This is a genomic window from Barnesiella intestinihominis YIT 11860, assembly GCF_000296465.1.
Lineage (GTDB): Bacteria > Bacteroidota > Bacteroidia > Bacteroidales > Barnesiellaceae > Barnesiella > Barnesiella intestinihominis.
In genome coordinates, this window is sequence record NZ_JH815203.1 from 675,110 (window position 1) to 695,174 (window position 20,065).

At 44.4% G+C, this 20,065-nt stretch carries 16 protein-coding genes and 1 tRNA gene; 6 read left to right on the forward strand and 11 right to left on the reverse strand.

The window, feature by feature from the left end; all coding sequences use genetic code 11:
- Positions 1 to 249: 249 nt before the first annotated feature.
- The 4 genes from HMPREF9448_RS02770 to ligA form a co-directional block, all read right to left on the reverse strand.
- A complete protein-coding gene (locus HMPREF9448_RS02770; RefSeq protein ID WP_008861067.1) occupies positions 250 to 495 on the reverse strand; it encodes an RNA recognition motif domain-containing protein in 246 nt (81 codons plus the stop codon).
- Between the two features lie 262 nt (positions 496 to 757).
- The gene (gene dapA, locus HMPREF9448_RS02775) at positions 758 to 1,651 is read right to left on the reverse strand and encodes a 4-hydroxy-tetrahydrodipicolinate synthase (RefSeq protein ID WP_008861068.1); all 894 of its coding nucleotides are present in this window, start codon (positions 1,649 to 1,651) and stop codon (positions 758 to 760) included.
- A 33-nt stretch (positions 1,652 to 1,684) separates the two neighbouring features.
- Positions 1,685 to 2,266 (reverse strand): DUF6913 domain-containing protein, encoded by a 582-nt coding sequence (locus HMPREF9448_RS02780; RefSeq protein WP_008861069.1) that lies wholly within the window; start codon positions 2,264 to 2,266, stop codon positions 1,685 to 1,687.
- Between the two features lie 11 nt (positions 2,267 to 2,277).
- Complete coding sequence (gene ligA, locus HMPREF9448_RS02785; RefSeq protein ID WP_008861070.1) at positions 2,278 to 4,281, reverse strand: NAD-dependent DNA ligase LigA; 2,004 nt, start codon at positions 4,279 to 4,281, stop codon at positions 2,278 to 2,280.
- A gap of 238 nt (positions 4,282 to 4,519) precedes the next feature.
- On the opposite strand from ligA, the gene HMPREF9448_RS02790 reads away from it, so the two are divergent.
- The 3 genes from HMPREF9448_RS02790 to HMPREF9448_RS02800 are packed head-to-tail and all read left to right on the forward strand — an operon-like array spanning position 4,520 to position 8,094.
- Positions 4,520 to 5,299, forward strand: a complete 780-nt coding sequence (locus HMPREF9448_RS02790) for an alpha/beta fold hydrolase (RefSeq protein ID WP_008861071.1) — start codon at positions 4,520 to 4,522, stop codon at positions 5,297 to 5,299.
- Positions 5,296 to 6,858, forward strand: a complete 1,563-nt coding sequence (locus HMPREF9448_RS02795) for a UDP-N-acetylmuramoyl-tripeptide--D-alanyl-D-alanine ligase (protein WP_008861072.1) — start codon at positions 5,296 to 5,298, stop codon at positions 6,856 to 6,858. The genes HMPREF9448_RS02790 and HMPREF9448_RS02795 overlap by 4 nt, the downstream gene beginning before the upstream one ends.
- Before the next feature lie 48 nt (positions 6,859 to 6,906).
- Positions 6,907 to 8,094 carry a D-alanine--D-alanine ligase family protein gene (locus HMPREF9448_RS02800; RefSeq protein ID WP_008861073.1) on the forward strand — a complete coding sequence of 396 codons (1,188 nt, stop codon included), beginning with the start codon at positions 6,907 to 6,909 and terminating at the stop codon, positions 8,092 to 8,094.
- 354 nt (positions 8,095 to 8,448) lie between these two features.
- Here the strand turns inward: HMPREF9448_RS02800 and ettA are convergent, their stop codons facing one another.
- From ettA to ruvX, 3 genes are read right to left on the reverse strand one after another with little or no spacing between them, the layout of a single operon-like run.
- Positions 8,449 to 10,134, reverse strand: a complete 1,686-nt coding sequence (ettA, locus tag HMPREF9448_RS02805) for an energy-dependent translational throttle protein EttA (RefSeq protein ID WP_040295831.1) — start codon at positions 10,132 to 10,134, stop codon at positions 8,449 to 8,451.
- 30 nt (positions 10,135 to 10,164) lie between these two features.
- Complete coding sequence (gene def, locus HMPREF9448_RS02810) at positions 10,165 to 10,731, reverse strand: peptide deformylase (protein ID WP_008861076.1); 567 nt, start codon at positions 10,729 to 10,731, stop codon at positions 10,165 to 10,167.
- A gap of 3 nt (positions 10,732 to 10,734) precedes the next feature.
- On the reverse strand, positions 10,735 to 11,151 hold the full coding sequence (gene ruvX, locus HMPREF9448_RS02815) for a Holliday junction resolvase RuvX (RefSeq protein ID WP_008861077.1): 417 nt from the start codon (positions 11,149 to 11,151) through the stop codon (positions 10,735 to 10,737).
- 273 nt (positions 11,152 to 11,424) lie between these two features.
- On the opposite strand from ruvX, the gene HMPREF9448_RS02820 reads away from it, so the two are divergent.
- From HMPREF9448_RS02820 to HMPREF9448_RS02830, 3 genes are all read left to right on the forward strand, one after another.
- The gene (locus tag HMPREF9448_RS02820) at positions 11,425 to 13,710 is read left to right on the forward strand and encodes a GH92 family glycosyl hydrolase (protein ID WP_008861078.1); all 2,286 of its coding nucleotides are present in this window, start codon (positions 11,425 to 11,427) and stop codon (positions 13,708 to 13,710) included.
- Positions 13,711 to 13,747: 37 nt separating this feature from the next.
- Positions 13,748 to 14,686 (forward strand): endonuclease/exonuclease/phosphatase family protein, encoded by a 939-nt coding sequence (locus HMPREF9448_RS02825; RefSeq protein ID WP_008861079.1) that lies wholly within the window; start codon positions 13,748 to 13,750, stop codon positions 14,684 to 14,686.
- A gap of 75 nt (positions 14,687 to 14,761) precedes the next feature.
- Complete coding sequence (locus HMPREF9448_RS02830) at positions 14,762 to 16,207, forward strand: glycoside hydrolase family 125 protein (RefSeq protein WP_008861080.1); 1,446 nt, start codon at positions 14,762 to 14,764, stop codon at positions 16,205 to 16,207.
- A gap of 303 nt (positions 16,208 to 16,510) precedes the next feature.
- Here HMPREF9448_RS02830 and HMPREF9448_RS02835 read toward each other — a convergent pair whose 3' ends face one another.
- From HMPREF9448_RS02835 to HMPREF9448_RS02850, 4 genes are all read right to left on the reverse strand, one after another.
- Positions 16,511 to 17,794, reverse strand: a complete 1,284-nt coding sequence (locus HMPREF9448_RS02835; protein WP_008861081.1) for a cellulase family glycosylhydrolase — start codon at positions 17,792 to 17,794, stop codon at positions 16,511 to 16,513.
- 204 nt (positions 17,795 to 17,998) lie between these two features.
- A tRNA-Leu gene (locus HMPREF9448_RS02840) sits at positions 17,999 to 18,080 on the reverse strand.
- Between the two features lie 85 nt (positions 18,081 to 18,165).
- Positions 18,166 to 19,188 carry a S41 family peptidase gene (locus tag HMPREF9448_RS02845; RefSeq protein ID WP_008861082.1) on the reverse strand — a complete coding sequence of 341 codons (1,023 nt, stop codon included), beginning with the start codon at positions 19,186 to 19,188 and terminating at the stop codon, positions 18,166 to 18,168.
- A gap of 13 nt (positions 19,189 to 19,201) precedes the next feature.
- Positions 19,202 to 20,065, reverse strand: a complete 864-nt coding sequence (locus tag HMPREF9448_RS02850) for a DUF3316 domain-containing protein (RefSeq protein WP_008861083.1) — start codon at positions 20,063 to 20,065, stop codon at positions 19,202 to 19,204.

The window sequence follows — 20,065 nt, forward strand, 5'->3', positions numbered from 1 at the left end:
ATTTTTATTTCAGTACAAAAATACCCATTCGACCCCACCAGCCCAAATAAATACGATCTATTTTATCGTGAATTCTTTTGCGAAAAAATAGGCTTAGTCTATAATTAGCGGGGATTGTCTTTGTATATTCCATCGCTATGCGACACAGGGGGAAGGAATAAATTCTGATTTTACAAAAAAAGCGCAATCTTTTCAGATTGCGCACCAAAGAATCTATTGTAAATCTAAATACAAAGAGTCTTGTGAAATTTAAACTCTCGGACGAGCTTCTTTAATGACCAATGCACGACCGGCAAATTCTTTACCAGACAATTCTTCGATCGCCCGTTTGGCAGCTTCGTCATCAGACATCTCGGCAAAGCCGAAACCTTTTGAGCGACCAGATTCACGATCCACGATAATTTTTACCGAATCGATTGCACCAAAACCTTCCAATAAGGTTTGAAGGTCTTGTTCTTTAACCCCATAATTGAGGTTTCCAAGATAAATGTTCATAAGAAAAAAATAAATGAATAAAATTAAAACTTCCGCATCGGATACTCTTATGAACTTAAAATAAATAATCTCCCGTTTTTTCACAGAAGAGAATCTCTGTGTAAGCACATATAGCTTCGATACGGGAGCAAATTAAAGTATAATTTTCGGATATATCATCTATTTTCCCAATTATTTTTACAGAAATCTCATTTCTTGGGAAAATATATCAATCTTTCACTTATTACCGAACAAGGCTCGCATTCTGTTTCTTATAAAAATTTTACGGAATATAGTGTAGACTTTGCAAGACAGCCCTGATCTTCTCATAAGTCGTAATACGGGTAGGGACAAGTGGCAATCGTAATTTATTCTCGATATATCCCATAGCATTCAACAAGCATTTAACTCCGGCCGGATTTCCATCGACAAACAATAGGCTGAATAATTCTGTGAAGCGATGATGAATAGACAAAGCATTGTGAAAATCTCCGTTCAACGCTAATCTCACCATCTTGCTGAACTCTTTCGGGAAAGCATTCCCGATAACAGAAATCACTCCTACGGCCCCCAAAGTCAACAACGGGAAAGTAATACCATCGTCTCCCGAAATGACCATAAAATCGGCAGGCTTATTTTTAATAATATCGTCCATCTGAGTAATATTTCCAGACGCTTCCTTGATGGCGATTATATTAGGATATTCTTTGGCAAGGCGCAATGTCGTTTCGGCATTCATGTTCACGCCGGTACGCCCCGGAACATTATATAAAATAACCGGCAATTTAGACGCCTGAGCGATTGCACTATAATGCTGATATATTCCCTCTTGGGAGGGCTTATTATAATAAGGAACCACCGATAAAATGGCATCATAGCCCGAAAAATCGTCTTTTTTCAAATGGTCTATAATACCCCTCGTATTATTTCCACCTAACCCGAGGACGAGAGGAATACGGCCCTTCGTACGTTCTACTACAAATCTTTTTATCTCCGTTTTTTCTTCTTCGGTCAATGTAGGAGTTTCGGCAGTAGTTCCCAACACGACAAGATAATCGGTTCCATTTTGTATCAAATATTCAATAAGTCGCGAAAGGGCTTCGAAGTCGATACCTTCGTCTTCTTTGAAAGGCGTGATAAGTGCCACTCCCATTCCGCTTAAATTGATTCTCGCCATAGTTTTATATCCTCTTAAATATCGATTCCAAAATTACAGATTATTCTCTTTTACACCAATTTTCTTCCAATAAAAAAGAGCACTCTGTAACAACTCGCCGGCATTCGGTTTCGACCTACCTACTCCGGTATCACCATCTTCGGCTACTCCTCCCCGGGGAGACGACTCCGGCAAAAGAATTTGCAAATTGAACGGATTGCTTTCTCCTTTGGGTACTCCTATTTTAAAAATAGACCGGGAACGTACGGCCAAATATAATAAAGGCAAGGATTTAGAAATCGACACATCGATCAACACATCTCCATCGTTATCGTCAAAATTTCTCAGGAAAGTCCGAGTCGGTCTTTTTAACAACCAACAAGTCTGCAAAACAAGTATCGGACTGCATCCGGGAACCTCTACCGATACCTTGTCTTTGCGATGTGTATCTATAACCAACGTGACATCAATACCCGCCCGAACCATCTCCTGAATACCGGGAAGAAGAGATTGAACATCTTTGCCCTGAGCCATCAATACCAAACGCTTAGCCCCTCCGAAAGGACAAAACCCATCGCTCTGTCTTCTTTTTAGCTGACGCTTGATCGCCCATTTAGTAATAAACGAAAATAACATGGATTATCTATTTATTGAATCATCTCCAAAAACTCTTCTTCGGATAAAATCCGAACTCCTAATTTTCTCGCCTTTTCAAGTTTAGCCGGGCCCATATTCTCGCCTGCCAGAATATATGTCGTTTTACCCGATACGGAACCCGTATTTATACCTCCATGCTGTTCGATAAGAGCTTTATATTCATCACGGGAATGATGGGTAAACGTACCACTGATAACGATTGTCGCACCGGACAACTTGTCGGTTCTCTCTGAAAGTCGCTCTTCGGTAATTTGCATCTGCACTCCATATTGTCTCAACCGTTCTACAAAACGGAGATTATCCTCATCAGAGAAATAAGCTACGACACTTTGAGCGATACGCACCCCTATGTCTCCTATCCGAATCAAGTCCTCGGTAGTCGCCTCGATAATACGGTCTATCGAATGAAGTGCCAATGCCAACTTCTTGGCGACCGTTTCGCCCACGTAACGAATGCCCAATGCGAATAATACCCTCTCGAACGGAACGGAACAAGACTGTTTCACCGCATCGACGATATTTTGTGCCGATCGCTCTCCCATACGTTCCAAACCGGCTATCACATCGGGCTGTAAAGTATACAAGTCCGAAGCGTCTCTCACCAAGCCCAAACTATAAAACTGACCTATCGTTTCACTTCCGAGACCTTCGATATTCATTGCCTTGCGACTGATAAAGTGCTCTATCCGCCCTTTAATCTGCGGAGGACAACCTTTTTCGTTCGGGCAAAACCATGCAGCCTCTCCCTCGATACGTTTCAGCGGAGTTCCACATTCGGGACATGTACGAATGAAACGTACTTTTTCTCCTATCAGTAAACGAGCAGAGGTATCTACCGCTGTAATTTTAGGAATAATTTCGCCTCCTTTCTCCACAAAAACCATATCTCCGATGTGCAAATCGAGAGCGTTTATAATATCTTCATTGTGCAAAGTCGCCCTCTTGACAATAGTACCCGATAACAATACCGGATCGAGATTGGCGACAGGAGTGACGGTTCCGGTACGTCCCACTTGGTAAGACACAGAATTCAATCGCGTAAGGGCTTTTTCTGCTTGGAACTTATAGGCTATCGCCCAACGCGGAGATTTTGCCGTATATCCCAAATTCTTCTGTTGCCGCAATGAATTTACTTTAAATACCATTCCATCGGTAGCGACGGGAAGATTCTTCCGCTCCATGTCCCAATAATTGATATACTCTTTCACCTCTTCTACGGAGTGAAGTTTGCGAACGGCATCCGAAACTTTAAATCCCCACGACCGAGCATATTGTAAATTTTCATAATGCGTATCGGCCGGTAAATTTTCGCCCAACAGATAATACAGATAAGCATCGAGTCCCCGCGCCGCTACCACAGCCGAGTTTTGTGATTTCAACGTTCCCGCCGCCGCATTGCGAGGATTGGCAAACAAAGGCTCCTCCTGTTCCTCTCGCTCTTTGTTCAAAGTATCGAAAACAGCCCAAGGCATCAATATCTCACCCCTTATCTCGAACGAATCGGGATAGTCGTTGCCTCGCAACTGCAAAGGGATACTGCGGATTGTTTTCACATTCTCGGTAACGTCATCGCCTCGCGTACCGTCTCCACGAGTAACCGCCCGCACCAATCTACCTCCTTCATAAATCAACGATATGGAAGTTCCGTCATATTTCAGTTCACCCACCAATTCAAAATCCTCTCCCATCAATCCCGAACGAACCCGTTCGTAAAATGCCGATACTTCTTCTATCGAATAGGTATTGCTCAACGACAACATCGGGTAACGATGTTCCACTTGGGAAAAAGATCGATTTATATCGTTCCCGACACGCTGCGTCGGTGAATTGGGATCGAAATACTGTGGAAAAGTCTCTTCCAACCCTTGCAATTCATGCATCATTTCATCGAATGTACGATCATCGATCGTGGGAGCGTTCAACACATAATAATTATAATTATGCTCATCGAGTTCCCGACGTAAACGCTCTATCTTTTCTTGGGGAGATTCCATAGGGACATTAGGTTTTGTTTTTGGGCAAATATAGTGAAAGTTGAGTGCAGAGACAAGAGGAAATCATATTTCCAACTTGGCTATGCTGAAACGAATCCTATCACAAATATAGTGAAAGGCGAGCGCAGAGGCAAGTATTCGAAGATACTTCCGCTCGGTAAGACGAAATTAAAGCAAGCTTTATTTTGCTCGGCTCTCGCTTATTTGTATCTTTGCATTAGAATGCAAAAGAGGGAAAATGTTACAGTCGAAATCATTGTGTGGAGTCACTTTACAGTATAACATCGAAGGAGACGGTTATCCGGTTATCCTCATGCACGGCTGGGGGTGCAACCACACGACCGTGCAGTCGATAGAACGACTGCTATCACCTCATTTCAAGGTATACAATCTCGACTTTCCCGGATTCGGCGGAAGTAGCACTCCGCCCTCGATATGGGGCGTGGAAGAATATACGCAAATGCTCGAAGCGTTCATAAAAGACGAAAATATAGAAGCCCCAATTCTTATCGGGCACTCTTTCGGGGGACGGGTATCTATCTTATACGCCTCACGAAACAAAACCCATAAAGTTATTTTGGTTGATGCTGCCGGGATTAAGCCCAAACGCCCATTAAAATACTACCTGAAAGTCTACTCGTTCAAACTGTGGAAAAAAGTCTTACCACTTGTAATAGGGAAAAAACAAGCCGAAAAAACGATCGAGAATTATCGCCGCAAATCGGGTTCGGCAGACTATAACGCGTTGACAGGTATCATGCGTAACATAATGGTAAAAGTTGTCAACGAAGACCTTAAAGCGGTTTTGCCGAAAATCCAGTGTCCCGTTCTTCTTCTATGGGGAAAAAACGACACCGCCACCCCATTACGAGATGCCCGCATCATGGAGAAACTGATTCCCGATGCCGGGCTGGTAGCATTCGACGATGCCGGGCATTACAGCTTCCTCGACAAGCCTTACGAATTTAACACCGTCTTACAAAACTTTTTACAAGACGACATAAAAAGAAAATCATGAACGAAATACTCACTCTCGTAACATTCCTTGCACTGCTCTTTTATACAGGAATAGAGATGAAATTCCAGTTGCAAATGTTGCAACAAAATTCCTACCGAAACGACCGATACAACCGTTGGTTAAAAGGAGAGTCTTTCGCCACCATATCCCGTTTGACCGATTTGTTTCTATTGCTGCTGTTGTCAACCAACTTCCTGCCGACATTCGTACAAATCGTCACGATTACAGTGGTCTTGGCAAAAAGCGTAAAAGGGTTACAAACCAAATATAAAAAAACTTTGGTTTTCACCAAACGAGCTACCCGCTTATACATCGCCGCATTGTCGCTCTCGCTTCTTGTCGCAGGTCTCGCAGCCGGCTTAACGACTCTTTCCAACGGTAGCAGAGCCTTATTGGCGATAGCTATCTTAGCCCCCTATTTCATGATGGCTGCCAACATCATCATGCAACCTGTCGAGAAGCGAATCAACCGAAAATATTACGACGAAGCGAAACAAATTCTCTCCCAAATGCAAGACTTAACTGTCATAGGCATTACCGGGAGCTATGGAAAAACCAGTACCAAGCACTACCTTTACCGCATACTTTGCGAGCGATACAACGTGTTAATGACTCCCGGCAGTTTTAATACGCCTATGGGAGTAATCCGCACCATACGGGAACAAATGAAGCCCTACCACAACATTTTCATCTGTGAAATGGGGGCTAAACAGATCGGTGATATCAAAGAAATATGCGATCTCGTCGCACCTCAAATAGGCATTATCACCGCCGTGGGTGAACAGCATCTCGAATCGTTCAAAACGATCGGGAATGTACAACGTACCAAATTCGAGCTGGTCGACGCTTTGCCCAGTTCGGGATTGGCCGTTATCAACAACGACTTCCCCTATATAGCCAATCGGCCGGTCGAAAACGTCCCCGTGAAACGCTATACGATAGCCGATACCGGTGCAGACTACCATATCGAGGATATTCGCTACGATACAGATGCCACCCGCTTTACTGTGGTAGGCGGTGGAGAACGCATAGAACTGAGCACGAAACTCATCGGCGAGTGCAACCTCTCCAACCTCATGGCGGCAGTTATCACGGCTCGCCATCTGCAAGTGCCTGTTCCCTCGATACAATATGGAGTGGGCCGAATCGAACAGGTGGAACATCGCTTGAACATGAAGCGGACACCGGGCGGAATCTCCATTATCGACGATGCCTTCAACTCCAATCCCGATGGCGCTCGCATGGCTCTCGACGTACTCCGGCGCATGACACAGGGGAAACGCATCATCATCACACCGGGTATGATCGAGTTGGGTGAAAAACAAGTTGAGTATAACTACATTTTGGGCAAGCAGATAGCCGAAGTATGTGATTACGTCATGATAGTAGGCAGATACAATAGAGAGGCTATTCTGAAAGGATTGCAAGAAAAGAATTATCCGGAAGACAAAGTTTTCGTTGCCGACACTTTTACCGACGCACAAGCCCGGCTCGCACAAATCGCACAACCGGGCGACACCGTCCTTTATGAAAACGACCTGCCCGATACGTTCAAATAAATTTCGATTATTATCACAAACCAGATATACAGTTTATCACAAAAAATTATGAAAACTACCGTAGGTGTTTTTTTCGGAGGCCGCTCCACCGAGCACGAAATCTCCGTTATCTCGGCTCTCCAAGCCATCAATGCTTTTAATAAAGAGAAATACGAAATCATACCCATATACATCACCAAACAAGGACGTTGGTTCAGCGGCGACGCCCTGCTCGAAGTAAAAAACTATCGCGACATGGCTGCCCTGCAAAACATGTGCGCCGAGGTTTACATGATTCCCGAATACGGCGACTACAACCTCTACCGCAAGAAAAGAGCCCTTTTCGGGAACAATATATGGGCAAAACTCGACGTAGTCATTCCCGTACTGCACGGCAGTAACGGCGAGGACGGCATATTCGAGGGCATACTCGAATCCATCGGTATACCCTATGCCGGTTGCAACACACTCTCCTCGGCCAACGGCATGGACAAGATAACCATGAAGATGATTATGGAAAAGAGCGGTATCCCCATCGTCGATTACGTATGGTTCACCGACAAACAATGGTTCGCCCAACGCGATAAGCTCATCGAGGAAATCGAGACCCGATTGGGATATCCCGTCATCGTGAAACCTGCCAATTTAGGTTCGAGCGTAGGTATCTCGCATGCCGATAATCGTGAAGAACTCATCGCCAAAGTAGATGTCGCCGAAAAATACTCTACCCGTATCGTTATCGAAGATATGGTCGAAGAACTGAAAGAAATCAACTGCTCGGTATTGGGCGACTGCGACGACTACCGTACCTCGGTATGCGAGGAGCCTATCAAAAGCGGCGATATTCTCACTTACGAAGACAAATACATGGGTGGAGGCAAATCCAACAAAGGCATGCAAGCCACACAAAAACGTATTCCCGCCGACCTCTCTCCCGAAGATACCGCACGGGTACAATTCCTTGCCGGCGAAACGTTTCGGGTATTGTCTTGCCACGGAGTCGCCCGTGTCGATTTTATGATCGACGGTAAAAGCGGCGACATCTACGTCAACGAAATCAACACCATTCCCGGTTCCCTCTCGTTCTACCTGTGGGAAGCCTCCGGCATACGCTTCGACCAGCTTATGGACAAATTGGTAGACCTCGCCTTGAAACGCAAACGCGAGTCTTCCATGAAGACCGTTAGCTACGACCAAAACATTTTCAACCTCGGCAAAGGGCTGAAAGGTGGGAAAATGGGCGCAAAACAACCATAAAGAGACAGCCACAAAGCTAACTGATACACAAGTAATTGATTATTCTCTCTTGCCATGTCCCGTAGTATTACGAGGTTCTGTGTAAGCGGTATAGAGAAAAACAGCGAAGAAATAGAAAAGCTGAAAAAGATAATATGTTTACTTGAAGAGTTTACCTCCTCGCCCTATGGGCACTTCCTCCCTATATTTCTTCGGAAACACCCCGTAGCATTGCGGGGAGCTGTGTTAGCGATATATAGAGAGGGGGGTAAATAATCCATTTACAACCTCGAAAAGAGACAAAAGCCACTACCCCCATAAAACAAAAGCGGCGAACCTCCCGACCCGCCACTTCTTCTATAAAAAACAAATTGATCATTCCATAAGTTTGCGATAACGCACCCGGTGTGGTTCCACATCGCCCATACGCTTTTTCTTATTTTCCTCGTATTCCGAATAAGAACCTTCGAAATAGAACACTTTCGAATCGCCTTCGAAAGCAAGTATATGGGTACAGATACGGTCGAGAAACCAGCGGTCGTGCGAGATGACTACGGCACAACCGGCAAAATTTTCAAGACCTTCTTCCAATGCCCGCAAAGTGTTTACATCGATGTCGTTGGTAGGTTCGTCGAGCAAGAGTACATTACCCTCCTCTTTCAAAGCCATAGCCAAATGCAGACGATTACGTTCTCCACCGGAAAGCACCCCGATGAGTTTCTCCTGATCGGCTCCCGTAAAATTGAAGCGGGAGAGGTAGGCACGAGCGTTCATATCCCGACCACCCATGCGGAACGTTTCGAGTCCACCCGAAACGACTTGATAGACTGTCTTGGCAGGGTCTATATCTTTGTGGGTCTGGTCCACATAAGCGATCTTCACGGTCTCGCCCACTTCGAAAGTTCCTTTGTCGCAAGCCTCCTGTCCCATAATCAGTTTGAACAGCGTGGTTTTTCCGGCTCCATTCGGTCCTATCACACCCACGATGCCATTGGGAGGCAATACGAAATCGAGATTATCGAAAAGCAATTTGTCACCGAAAGCCTTAGCGACTCCGTGAGCCTCGATAACCTTGTTACCTAGACGAGGCCCGTTGGGAATAAAGATTTCGAGTTTTTCCTCTCGTTCCTTTTGGTCTTCATTCAATAGCTTATCGTACGAGTTCAAGCGAGCTTTACCTTTCGACTGTCGGGCTTTGGGAGCCATACGAACCCATTCCAACTCCCGTTCGAGAGTCTTACGCCGCTTGCTCGCCTGTTTCTCCTCCATCTCCATACGTTTGGTCTTCTGTTCCAGCCACGAGGTATAATTTCCCTGCCAGGGAATACCTTCGCCCCGATCGAGTTCGAGAATCCACCCGGCCACGTGGTCGAGGAAATAACGGTCATGGGTAATGGCAATAACCGTACCGGGATATTGCTGCAAATGCTGTTCCAACCAATCGATCGACTCGGCATCGAGGTGGTTGGTAGGTTCGTCGAGTAACAAAATATCAGGCTGTTGCAACAGCAGACGGCACAATGCCACCCGACGACGCTCTCCTCCCGAAAGGAATTTTACGAGTTGATCCTCAGGCGGACAGCGAAGCGCATCCATCGCCCGTTCCAATTTGTTGTCTATGTTCCACGCATCGGAGGCATCAATGTGGTCTTGCAATTCGGCTTGACGAGCGATTAAAGCCTCCATCTTGTCCGGGTCTTCGAGTACGTCGGGATCACCGAACGACTCGTTTACCTTTTCATATTCTGCCAGTAAGTCGAGAATAGGTTGCACCCCTTCTTGTACGATCTCTTTTACTGTTTTTTCAGGGTCGAGTTTGGGCTCTTGTTCGAGATACCCCACCGAATACCCCGGCGAGAATACCACTTCGCCCTGATACGATTTCTCCACTCCGGCAATAATCTTCAACAACGTAGACTTACCCGAACCGTTGAGACCGATAATACCAATTTTCGCCCCGTAAAAAAACGAAAGATAAATATCTTTGAGCACTTGTTTATGCGGAGGGAACATCTTGCTCACCCCCACCATCGAGAATATGATTTTTTTATCGTCTGCCATATAAAAAAAGATAGAATTAAAGAGTAAAACTTATTTTTTCAAGGGAGTCGCTTTCACGCGATAATCGCAGCGTACTTTCCCTTTAATGATATTGGTCAACTTCGATTTTATCAATTGCTTGCGAATGGGCGAGATTCGGTCGATAAAGACCTTCCCTTCCAAATGGTCGTATTCGTGTTGAACCACTCGTGCGAGATATCCCTCAATAACCTCATCATGAGGTTGAAAATTCTCATCGAGCCATTTCAACCGAATCTTCTCGATACGGGGAACCGGTTCGTGAATACCGGGCAGACTGAGACAGCCCTCCTCCCGGGTCTCCTTCGACCCGTCCTCCAATGCTTCGAGAACCGGATTTATCAAGGTCAGCTTCACATCGGCACATTCGGGGAAATACTCGGCCATAGGATTTACGTCGATAACGATCAACCGGATAGAAAGTCCTATCTGCGGAGCTGCCAGCCCGATACCTTCGGTAGCATACATCGTCTCATACATATTTTCAATCAGCTCTTTCAGCTGAGGGTAAGAAGCATCGATCTCTTCGGTCTCCTTACGAATTACGGGATGCCCGTAAAGATAAACAGGTAGTACCATATCTTATTGTTTTTTACTTTCCAAATAATCCCTCAGAATTATCGTCGCGCTTATCTCATCGACCAGCTCCTTATTTCGCCGAGCCATTTTGGACAAGCCACCGTCGATCATCGCCCGATGAGCCAAAACCGAAGTGAACCGCTCGTCAAAAAACTCTATCGGCACATTGGGAAAAAGTTTTTTGAACCGGTTGACAAAAGGGGTTATATAGCGCATACTCTCGGACGGCTGGTTATTCATCTGCCGTGGCAGCCCCACGACGACCCGTTCGACCGACTCTCGCTGCATATACTGCGTGAGAAAATCGATCAACTGCGACGATGCCACGGTTGTCAATCCGTTTGCTATAATTTGCAACGGATCAGTCACCGCTATGCCCGTACGCTTTCTTCCGTAATCTATTGAAAGAATCCTTGCCATATTAGAGTACAAAGATACGTATAAGCGGGAGCAGAGCAAAACAAAGCTCGTTTTAATTTTATTCGGCCGAGCGGAAGTATCTTCGAGTTTCAACTCAAAGATAGCAAAAGGTGAGTGCAGAGGTCAAATAAATTTGGCTATGCACTCACTTATGCGTATATTTGAACCATATTTTATTCCACACCACCAATAACAAAAAAAATAAGGATTCGTTACGATTCCTTACGAATGAATGTGCGTCGAACCGATCATATTAACATAACACCTGATAAGATGAACAAATTTTCTGTCATTTTCAAATTATCCTTCATCAACACTATCTTTTTTTATCTACCCGTTCTCGCAAACAATTCTCCCGTAGATTACGTAAACACTCTCGTAGGGACCCAATCGAAATTCGAACTATCCACCGGAAATACCTATCCAGCTATTGCAATGCCGTGGGGTATGAACTTCTGGACTCCGCAAACCGGAGATATGGGCGACGGTTGGACATATACATACAATGCCGACAAAATAAAAGGGTTCAAACAGACCCACCAACCCAGTCCCTGGATGAACGATTACGGGCAATTCGCCCTTATGCCGGTAACCGGAGGAGTCGTGTTCGAACAGAACCAACGAGCCAGTTGGTTCTCCCATAAAGCCGAGATAGCTAAACCTTACTATTATAAAGTATATTTGGCCGACCATGATGTCACCACAGAAATGACGGTAACGGAACGAGCCTCTTTATTCCGTTTCACATTTCCCGAGGAGCAAAATTCGTATGTTATCGTCGACGCTTTCGACAAGGGCTCTTATATAAAAATCATACCCGAAGAGAATAAAATCATCGGATATTCCACCCGGAATTCGGGGGGTGTTCCCGAAAATTTCAAGAACTATTTTATCATTGTTTTCGACAAACCGTTTCAATTCACTGCCGTGGCCCTCGATAATGCCATCAAGACCAATCAAACCGAAATCGAAGGGAACCATGCAGGCAGTATTATCGGTTTCTCCACACACAAAGGAGAACAAATACACGCACGAGTAGCCTCGTCTTTCATCAGTTTCGAGCAGGCGGAATTGAATTTGCAGGAACTCGGCGATGGAGATTTCGACCGTTTAACAGAAGAAGGAAAGAACCGTTGGAACGAAATATTATCCAAAATTGAAATTGAAGACAACGACATCGACAATTTGCGTACGTTTTATTCCTGTTTATACCGGTCGGTTCTTTTCCCACGGGCATTTTACGAAATAAATGCCGAGGGTGAAACCATTCATTACAGCCCTTACAATGGACAAGTATTACCCGGTTACCTATTTACCGACACCGGATTCTGGGATACCTTCCGCTCTCTATTCCCGCTGTTAAATCTAATATATCCCTCGATGAACGAAAAAATGCAAGAGGGATTGGTCAACGCTTACAAAGAAAGTGGATTTTTACCCGAATGGGCCAGTCCAGGACATCGGGATTGTATGGTTGGAAACAACTCGGCCTCGGTTGTCGCCGATGCCTATATCAAAGGCTTGCAAGGCTATGACATAGAACTGTTATGGGAGGCTTTGAAACACGGAGCGAACAACCACCTGAAAGGTACGGCATCGGGAAGAGTCGCTTTCGAAGCGTACAACCGGTTGGGATATGTACCCAATAATATCGGTGTGGGACAAAATGTCGCTCGCACATTGGAATATGCCTATAATGACTGGTGCATTTATACCCTCGGTAAGAAATTGGGAAAACCCGATAGCGAAATAGAGATTTATAAACAGCGAAGCCTAAACTATAAAAATGTGTACAACCCGTCGGAAAAACTCATGGTCGGGAAAGACGATCGGGGAAAATTCAATCCTCGTTTCAGCGCCACGGATTGGAGCGGCGATTTTTGCGAAGGGAACAGTTGGCATTGGAGTTTCTGCGTGTTCCACGACCCGCAAGGGCTCATAGACTTGATGGGGGGCAACGAAGCATTCAACCAGATGATGGACTCGGTTTTCGTCATACCCAGCTACTTAGGAATCAAAAGCCGGGGAGTCATACATGAAATGAGGGAAATGCAAGTGATGAATATGGGACAATATGCCCACGGCAATCAGCCCATACAACACATGGTATATCTGTATAACTACTCGGGAGAACCGTGGAAAGCGCAATATCGGGTGAGGGATATCATGGAAAAGCTCTATTCCGCCACTCCCGACGGATATTGCGGTGACGAAGACAACGGACAAACCTCGGCTTGGTACATATTCTCGGCTCTCGGATTCTATCCTGTCTGTCCCGGAACCGACCAATATATTATCGGGACACCATTATTCAAGGAGGCAAAGCTGCATCTGGAAAACGGGAAGTGCCTGACCATCGAGGCCAAAAACAATAGCGCAACAAACAAATATATTCGTTCGATAAAACTCAACGGAAAGAACCACACACTCAATTATTTCAAGCACAACGTCTTGGTAGAAGGCGGGGAAATACAATTCCTCATGGACAACGAACCCAATTTGAAACGAGGCTCAACCAAAGAAACTGTGCCTTATTCTTTCTCTTTGGCGAATGAATAAAATGTAGTACTTTTGGAAAGACAAATCAATATCATATATGAACTATAAGAATAGCATAGGTATCCTATCCGTAATAATCATACTGTTATGTGGTTGTCAACCCGATAAAAAAACCATATTTACCGCAGCCTCCTATAACCTGAGGAACGCAAACAGCGCCGATTCGTTGCAAGGAGACGGTTGGGGAAATAGATGCCCTATCATAGCCAGGCTAGTACAGTTTCATGAATTCGATATTTTTGGGACACAAGAAGGGCTCAGACATCAATTAGACTCCCTGAAAACGAGCCTCCCGAAATATGATTACATAGGCGTGGGGCGTAATGATGGAAAAAAGGAAGGCGAACATGCAGCCATTTTTTACCGAATCGATAAATTCGAATTATTGGAACACGGAGACTTTTGGCTATCGGAGACGCCTGAAAAACCGAGCGTCGGCTGGGATGCGGTTTTACCGAGAATCTGCACTTGGGGACATTTCAAATACAAAGATACCGGATTTGAATTTCTCTTTTTCAATCTCCACATGGACCATATAGGGAAACAAGCCCGGGTAGAAAGCGCTTTGCTCGTACAACAAAAAATGAAAGAAATCGGCGAAAATCTACCAGCTATACTCACCGGAGATTTCAATGTAGACCAGACTCATCGCTCCTACCTCGCTTTAACAGAAAGTGGAATACTCCGAGACGCATTCGAAGTGGCCGACTTGCGTTATGCGACCAACGGCACATTCAACGGTTTCGACTCTGACAACTACACCGAAAGCCGAATCGACCATGTGTTTGTAACGCCTACATTCCATATTCTGAAATACGGCGTTCTCACCGACAGCTATCGTCGTATGAAAGAAGGCAATCAAAAAGCCTCGGTAAAAGATTGTCCCGAAGAAATCTCAATCAGAAGTTACGAATCTCGCATACCGTCCGACCATTTCCCTGTAATGGTCAAGTTGGAAGTATGCGATAAAAACTAAAACGATATACGTCGATTCCCCAATTATAACTGATACACATTTTTTATTTATTAACCATACATACAGTATATTTTTATGAAATCTATTGCAAAAGTAAGTTGCTTATGTCTGGCTCTCGGATATGGATTCTCCTATACCCATGCAGCCACAGCTCGTGTAGCGACAGCACAGCAAGACAACACCCGGGTACAATACACAAGCAACCGTCCGCAAGAACGCTTGTTCGTATCCAACGCCGTAGAAAAACAAATCAAACGAGTAAAATCTTTATTGACAAATGCTCGGCTGGCTTGGATGTTTGAGAACTGTTTCCCGAACACACTCGATACGACCGTACATTTCGATGGGGACGACGATACTTTCGTATATACCGGTGATATACACGCCATGTGGTTGCGCGACTCAGGAGCTCAAGTATGGCCCTACGTGCAATTGGCTAACCAAGACCCTCGATTAAAGAAAATGTTGGCAGGGGTCATCAACCGCCAATTCAAATGTATCAATATCGATCCATACGCAAACGCATTTAACATGGGTCCTACCGGAGGGGAATGGATGTCCGACATGACAGATATGAAACCCGAACTGCACGAGCGCAAATGGGAAATAGACTCGCTGTGTTATCCCATTAGGTTAGCCTATCAATATTGGAAAGTTACCGGTGATACCAGTGTATTTGGCGAAGAATGGATACAAGCCATTACGAATGTACTGCGGACTTTCAAAGAACAACAACGGAAAGAAGGAAATGGCCCCTACAAATTCCAACGTAAAACAGAGAGAGCTCTTGATACAATGACCAACAACGGATTAGGAAATCCGGTAAAACCCGTCGGACTGATAATCTCTGCGTTCCGTCCCTCCGACGATGCCACGACATTCCAATTTCTCGTTCCTTCAAATTTCTTTGCCGTAACTTCATTGAGAAAATCTGCTGAAATCCTGCGGAAGGTAAATCACAACGAGAAACTAGCGAAAGAATGTTCCGATCTGGCCCAAGAGGTAGAAACCGCCCTGCAAAAGTATGCGGTTTATAATCACCCGAAATACGGTAAAATATATGCCTTCGAAGTCGATGGATTCGGGAACCAACTGCTGATGGACGATGCCAATGTTCCCAGCCTGCTGGCAATGCCCTATTTGGGAGATGTGGACATAAACGATCCTATTTATCAAAACACCCGCAAATTCGTATGGAGCGAAGACAACCCCTATTTCTTCAAAGGTAGCGCCGGCGAAGGCATAGGAGGCCCCCACATCGGTTATGATATGGTATGGCCTATGAGTATTATGATGAAGGCATTTACCAGTCAAAACGATCAAGAAATAAAAGAGTGCATAGAAATGTTGATGAAAACAGATGCCGGAACAGGATTTATGCACGAATCGTTCCATAAAAACGATCCTAAAAATTTCACTCGGGCTTGGTTCGCTTGGCAAAATACACTTTTCGGCGAATTAATTCTGAAACTGGTAAATGAAGGGAAAGTAGACTTATTGAATAGCATCGACATTCAATAAAAATAAAACGCAAAAGAAATAAAAATGCCCCTGTAATTACAGGGGTATTTTTATTTCTTTTCTTTAAAACAGCAGCTCAAATATTAAAATAGCATAAAATAAGAATGATTTTTCAGAAAACATGTTGTAAAACATATAAAAGCAGTATATTTGCACTGTGTTTTTCATGGTATTAGATTTAAGGTTAAGAAGATTGGTTGTCGGGAGACAATCAATTTTTTTTATTTTTACTCTCATAGTAAAATCATCGATATAATCAAAAGATGCCCCGACGACCGTAACAAGAAATCATTTCCATCTTATTTATCGAAGAGTAATATATACCGGAGCCCCTGTCAGGCACGGCTCTATAACTCCATTCGACACCTCTACAATATCGGTCCGACCATATAAATCGGTTGTGACCAATCGGGGAGAAACATCTCCCACCGCTATCTTTATTGAATGAGGCACTATCTTATCAGGACTTTCCATTACTCCCGGAGCCGTCCAAGCGACCAACTTTTCATTGCCGTTCTTGTCGATAAAACGGAGTACGAAATCCCTCTTGTTCTCTGTCTTCATTCGGCAATCCAACTTGTATCCGCTTAACTCTTTCACAAAGGTTTTACAAGCATTATAGGCGGGAGTCATATTTCCTGCACGGTATAAAGCAAATCCCTCTTTTCCACCCCATTCATACCAAATGGTTACAAGCAACCCCTCTAATAAATCAACAAGGTATTGCCGAATCACGTGCCACGCTTGATATTCATACGCAAGAGAAGGATCGCCCCCTGCATATCCCTCGGCCTTTCCCAAAGGGAAACCCCGCTCCGAATTTATCCAAAGACGTCCGGTATCTCCACCGGCTTTCTTCATTAAATTGCGAGTATGAGAATACGCCTCCATGTAATCCTCCGGGGCTTTCACGCCATAAGGATGCACCGACCATATATCCCAATGGATATCCAACATACCATCTGCAAAACAATAGGACATCCATTTATAAGACTCAGACCACATGTTCGAAACCGAACCCGCCAAAATCACACAATCGGGATTGGCCTTTTTCATGGCCGGCACGGCAGCCCGTACCAAATCTGTATATTCCCGGGCATACTGAGGGGAGTTGCCGACTTTCCCATGACGTCCCCAAAATGTCATCGTATTCGGTTCGTTCCATATCTCCCATATAATATTTCGCCCTTTATAGTGTTTTACCAACTCAGCTGCAAAATCGGCATAAGCCGAACGAGCCGGTTCGTCTTTCACATGCCCGTACAGTTTATTACTAAAAGCCATACAGCCAATAATTTTCAAACCTCTCTTCTCACAATCGTTTACAAAACGATCATACTGACTAAAATCATAAACACCTTTTTCTCGTTCGATAGATTCCCAAATAAACCCTCGTCTTACCCACTTCATACCTAATTCCTGTACACGATCTAAATCCTCCGGACCATCGGTATCGCCTTTTAACTGAACTCCCATATTATAAGGAATTGTTCCATCGGGAATAATTTTCGACAAAGCAAAAGAAGGGAAAACCGAAAACGATAACAAGCCTAAAAAAGCTAAATTCTTCAAGAGTTTCACATTCATAACTAAACCAATTTTCATGATATTACTATATACATAAAGACGATAAAAGAAAAAATCTTTACCCACCTCAAACCAAAATATTTAGAAACGTTCTCTATTTTTTATTCATAGATAGCCTACCGCCATCATACCGGAAAGATACAGAGTCTTTAAATTTATCCCCGACAAAACAAAAAAAGCCTGTAAGAATTCTTACAGGCTTTGTGCGGACGACGGGACTCGAACCCACACGTCGCAAGACACTAGATCCTAAGTCTAGCGCGGCTACCAATTACGCCACGTCCGCAAACGACGGTGCAAATATACGAGAAGTTTACAAACTATACAATTATTAAGACACAAAGTTTATCGGGTGAAAAACAAATCTTTCATCAAGAACCTGTTATGTAAGAGATTGCCCGATCGAGTATGGTATCGTGACCTTTCGAAGCCTGTTCGGAATCCATATCCATCTTAAACCCCTCGGTCGGCTCAACACCGAACTCTGTATGTTGCCGTTCTATATCATATATCGGGGAAGCCGAAAACCGAATGCTCCAACCATTAGGAAGTTCCGACGAAAAAGGCAATCCACTACCGCCCCCCGTACAATCGCCTATGACAATAACATTTGGCAGAGCTTTCATCACCGATACAAAATTATTCCCCGCACTAAATGTACCTCGATTGGCCAATACAACGACCGGCTTTTGATAACGAATCCGGCTCGACGGAGAATATTCTATTGGATAAAGCTCAGAGAAGTCCTGATGCCCGAATCCCGTTTTATGGGAAATATAACCGACGACCGTCTTTCGGTTAATAAACCGAGACACCAAAGTCTCGACATTCGACAAAGACCCGCCGCCATTGCTGCGCACATCGATAATCAATCCCGTAGAAGTCGATAAATAGGCCAATATCTGGTCGAGGTTGCCATCGCCTATGGTACTAGAAAAACTGCCGTAGTACATATATCCTACATTTTGAGGCAATATCTTATATTTTATACCACTGGTATACCGATAGTCGAAATTAAGATAATACTCATCTATAATACGTTCGTCGTAATTCGTGGGAGAACCATACAACCAATCCCAATACCGCGAGGTATCATGTGCGGCGATAAGATTCACATGGCCGTCTTTCAACTCCATGAGCATATCGTTACAGACACTGAATAACTCCTCCGATGTCATTCTCGATGTCAGCTTCTTCCGATATTTGGTTCGTATTTGCGTCCAATCTATATTCTTATACTCAAAAAAACAGTATCGTTCATCGAGAATAGTCCACAAAGCATCGAAATTACCATAAGGATCATCTTCGAACACTTCCACTTTATGGCAAGACGGAAACATGAAAACCGATAAAATCGAAACCAACAGTCCTATTTTTGAAAACCTATGCATCATATCCTATCTCCCATTAATAATAAACCGAAACTATCCGACGATCCGAAGGAGCCGCACGAAATATCTCACCGGAAATTCCCAACACAAATGTATGAGTCAATACTTGTGTATCTATACTATTGATATGCGTCGTACGCATTACTTGACGATACCCCAGACGTAATGCCCGCTTTCCTACATGAAGATCGACCGAAATATAATTCCGCACATCGACCCGGTTATGCCATGCTCCGAAATGGACAATCCCGCTACAATTCCCTATACCGAACATCTCATAATAGGACTGCCCGAATTCAGGAGAGAAAAAAGTACCGATTACCGGTAATGAAACCTGATAGCGAAGAGTTACCGGCAATCGTGATATATAAAAATGATATGAAGCCATAGCGGTAGCACCCAAGTCGATGGCAGCTTTCGCCGTTGCCGGATTATTGGAATTACGCAAATTATACAATCCCCCCAACGTAAGTGCGGCCTCTCCTCCCCCAGACACATACAGTCCATCGAGCAACTGCCATCTCCTTAACATCGCAAACGAATAGTCCAAATAAAACGATAACATAGAGCCGCTCCCCGATTGATTAGTCTTCGAGGCGAATGAACCGGAAACATTGTGGCGGGTAAACCACTTTTCCGGGGCAAAACTAACCGCCCGAAGACGTTCGTACCCCAAAGCCACATCTAATCCCCAATAACGGATAGGTGTCAAATAGGTATCCAAAGCACTTTGCCTTCCGAGTTCGACCGTAAATACAGACGTGACCGGGCGTAACGGTTTCTCCGATTCTTTTTCCTGTGCCGATACGCATAAAGGAGAAAATATCGAAAAAGTAATACCCATTAAAATGGCACGTAAAATCGCCTTACATTTCGTCAT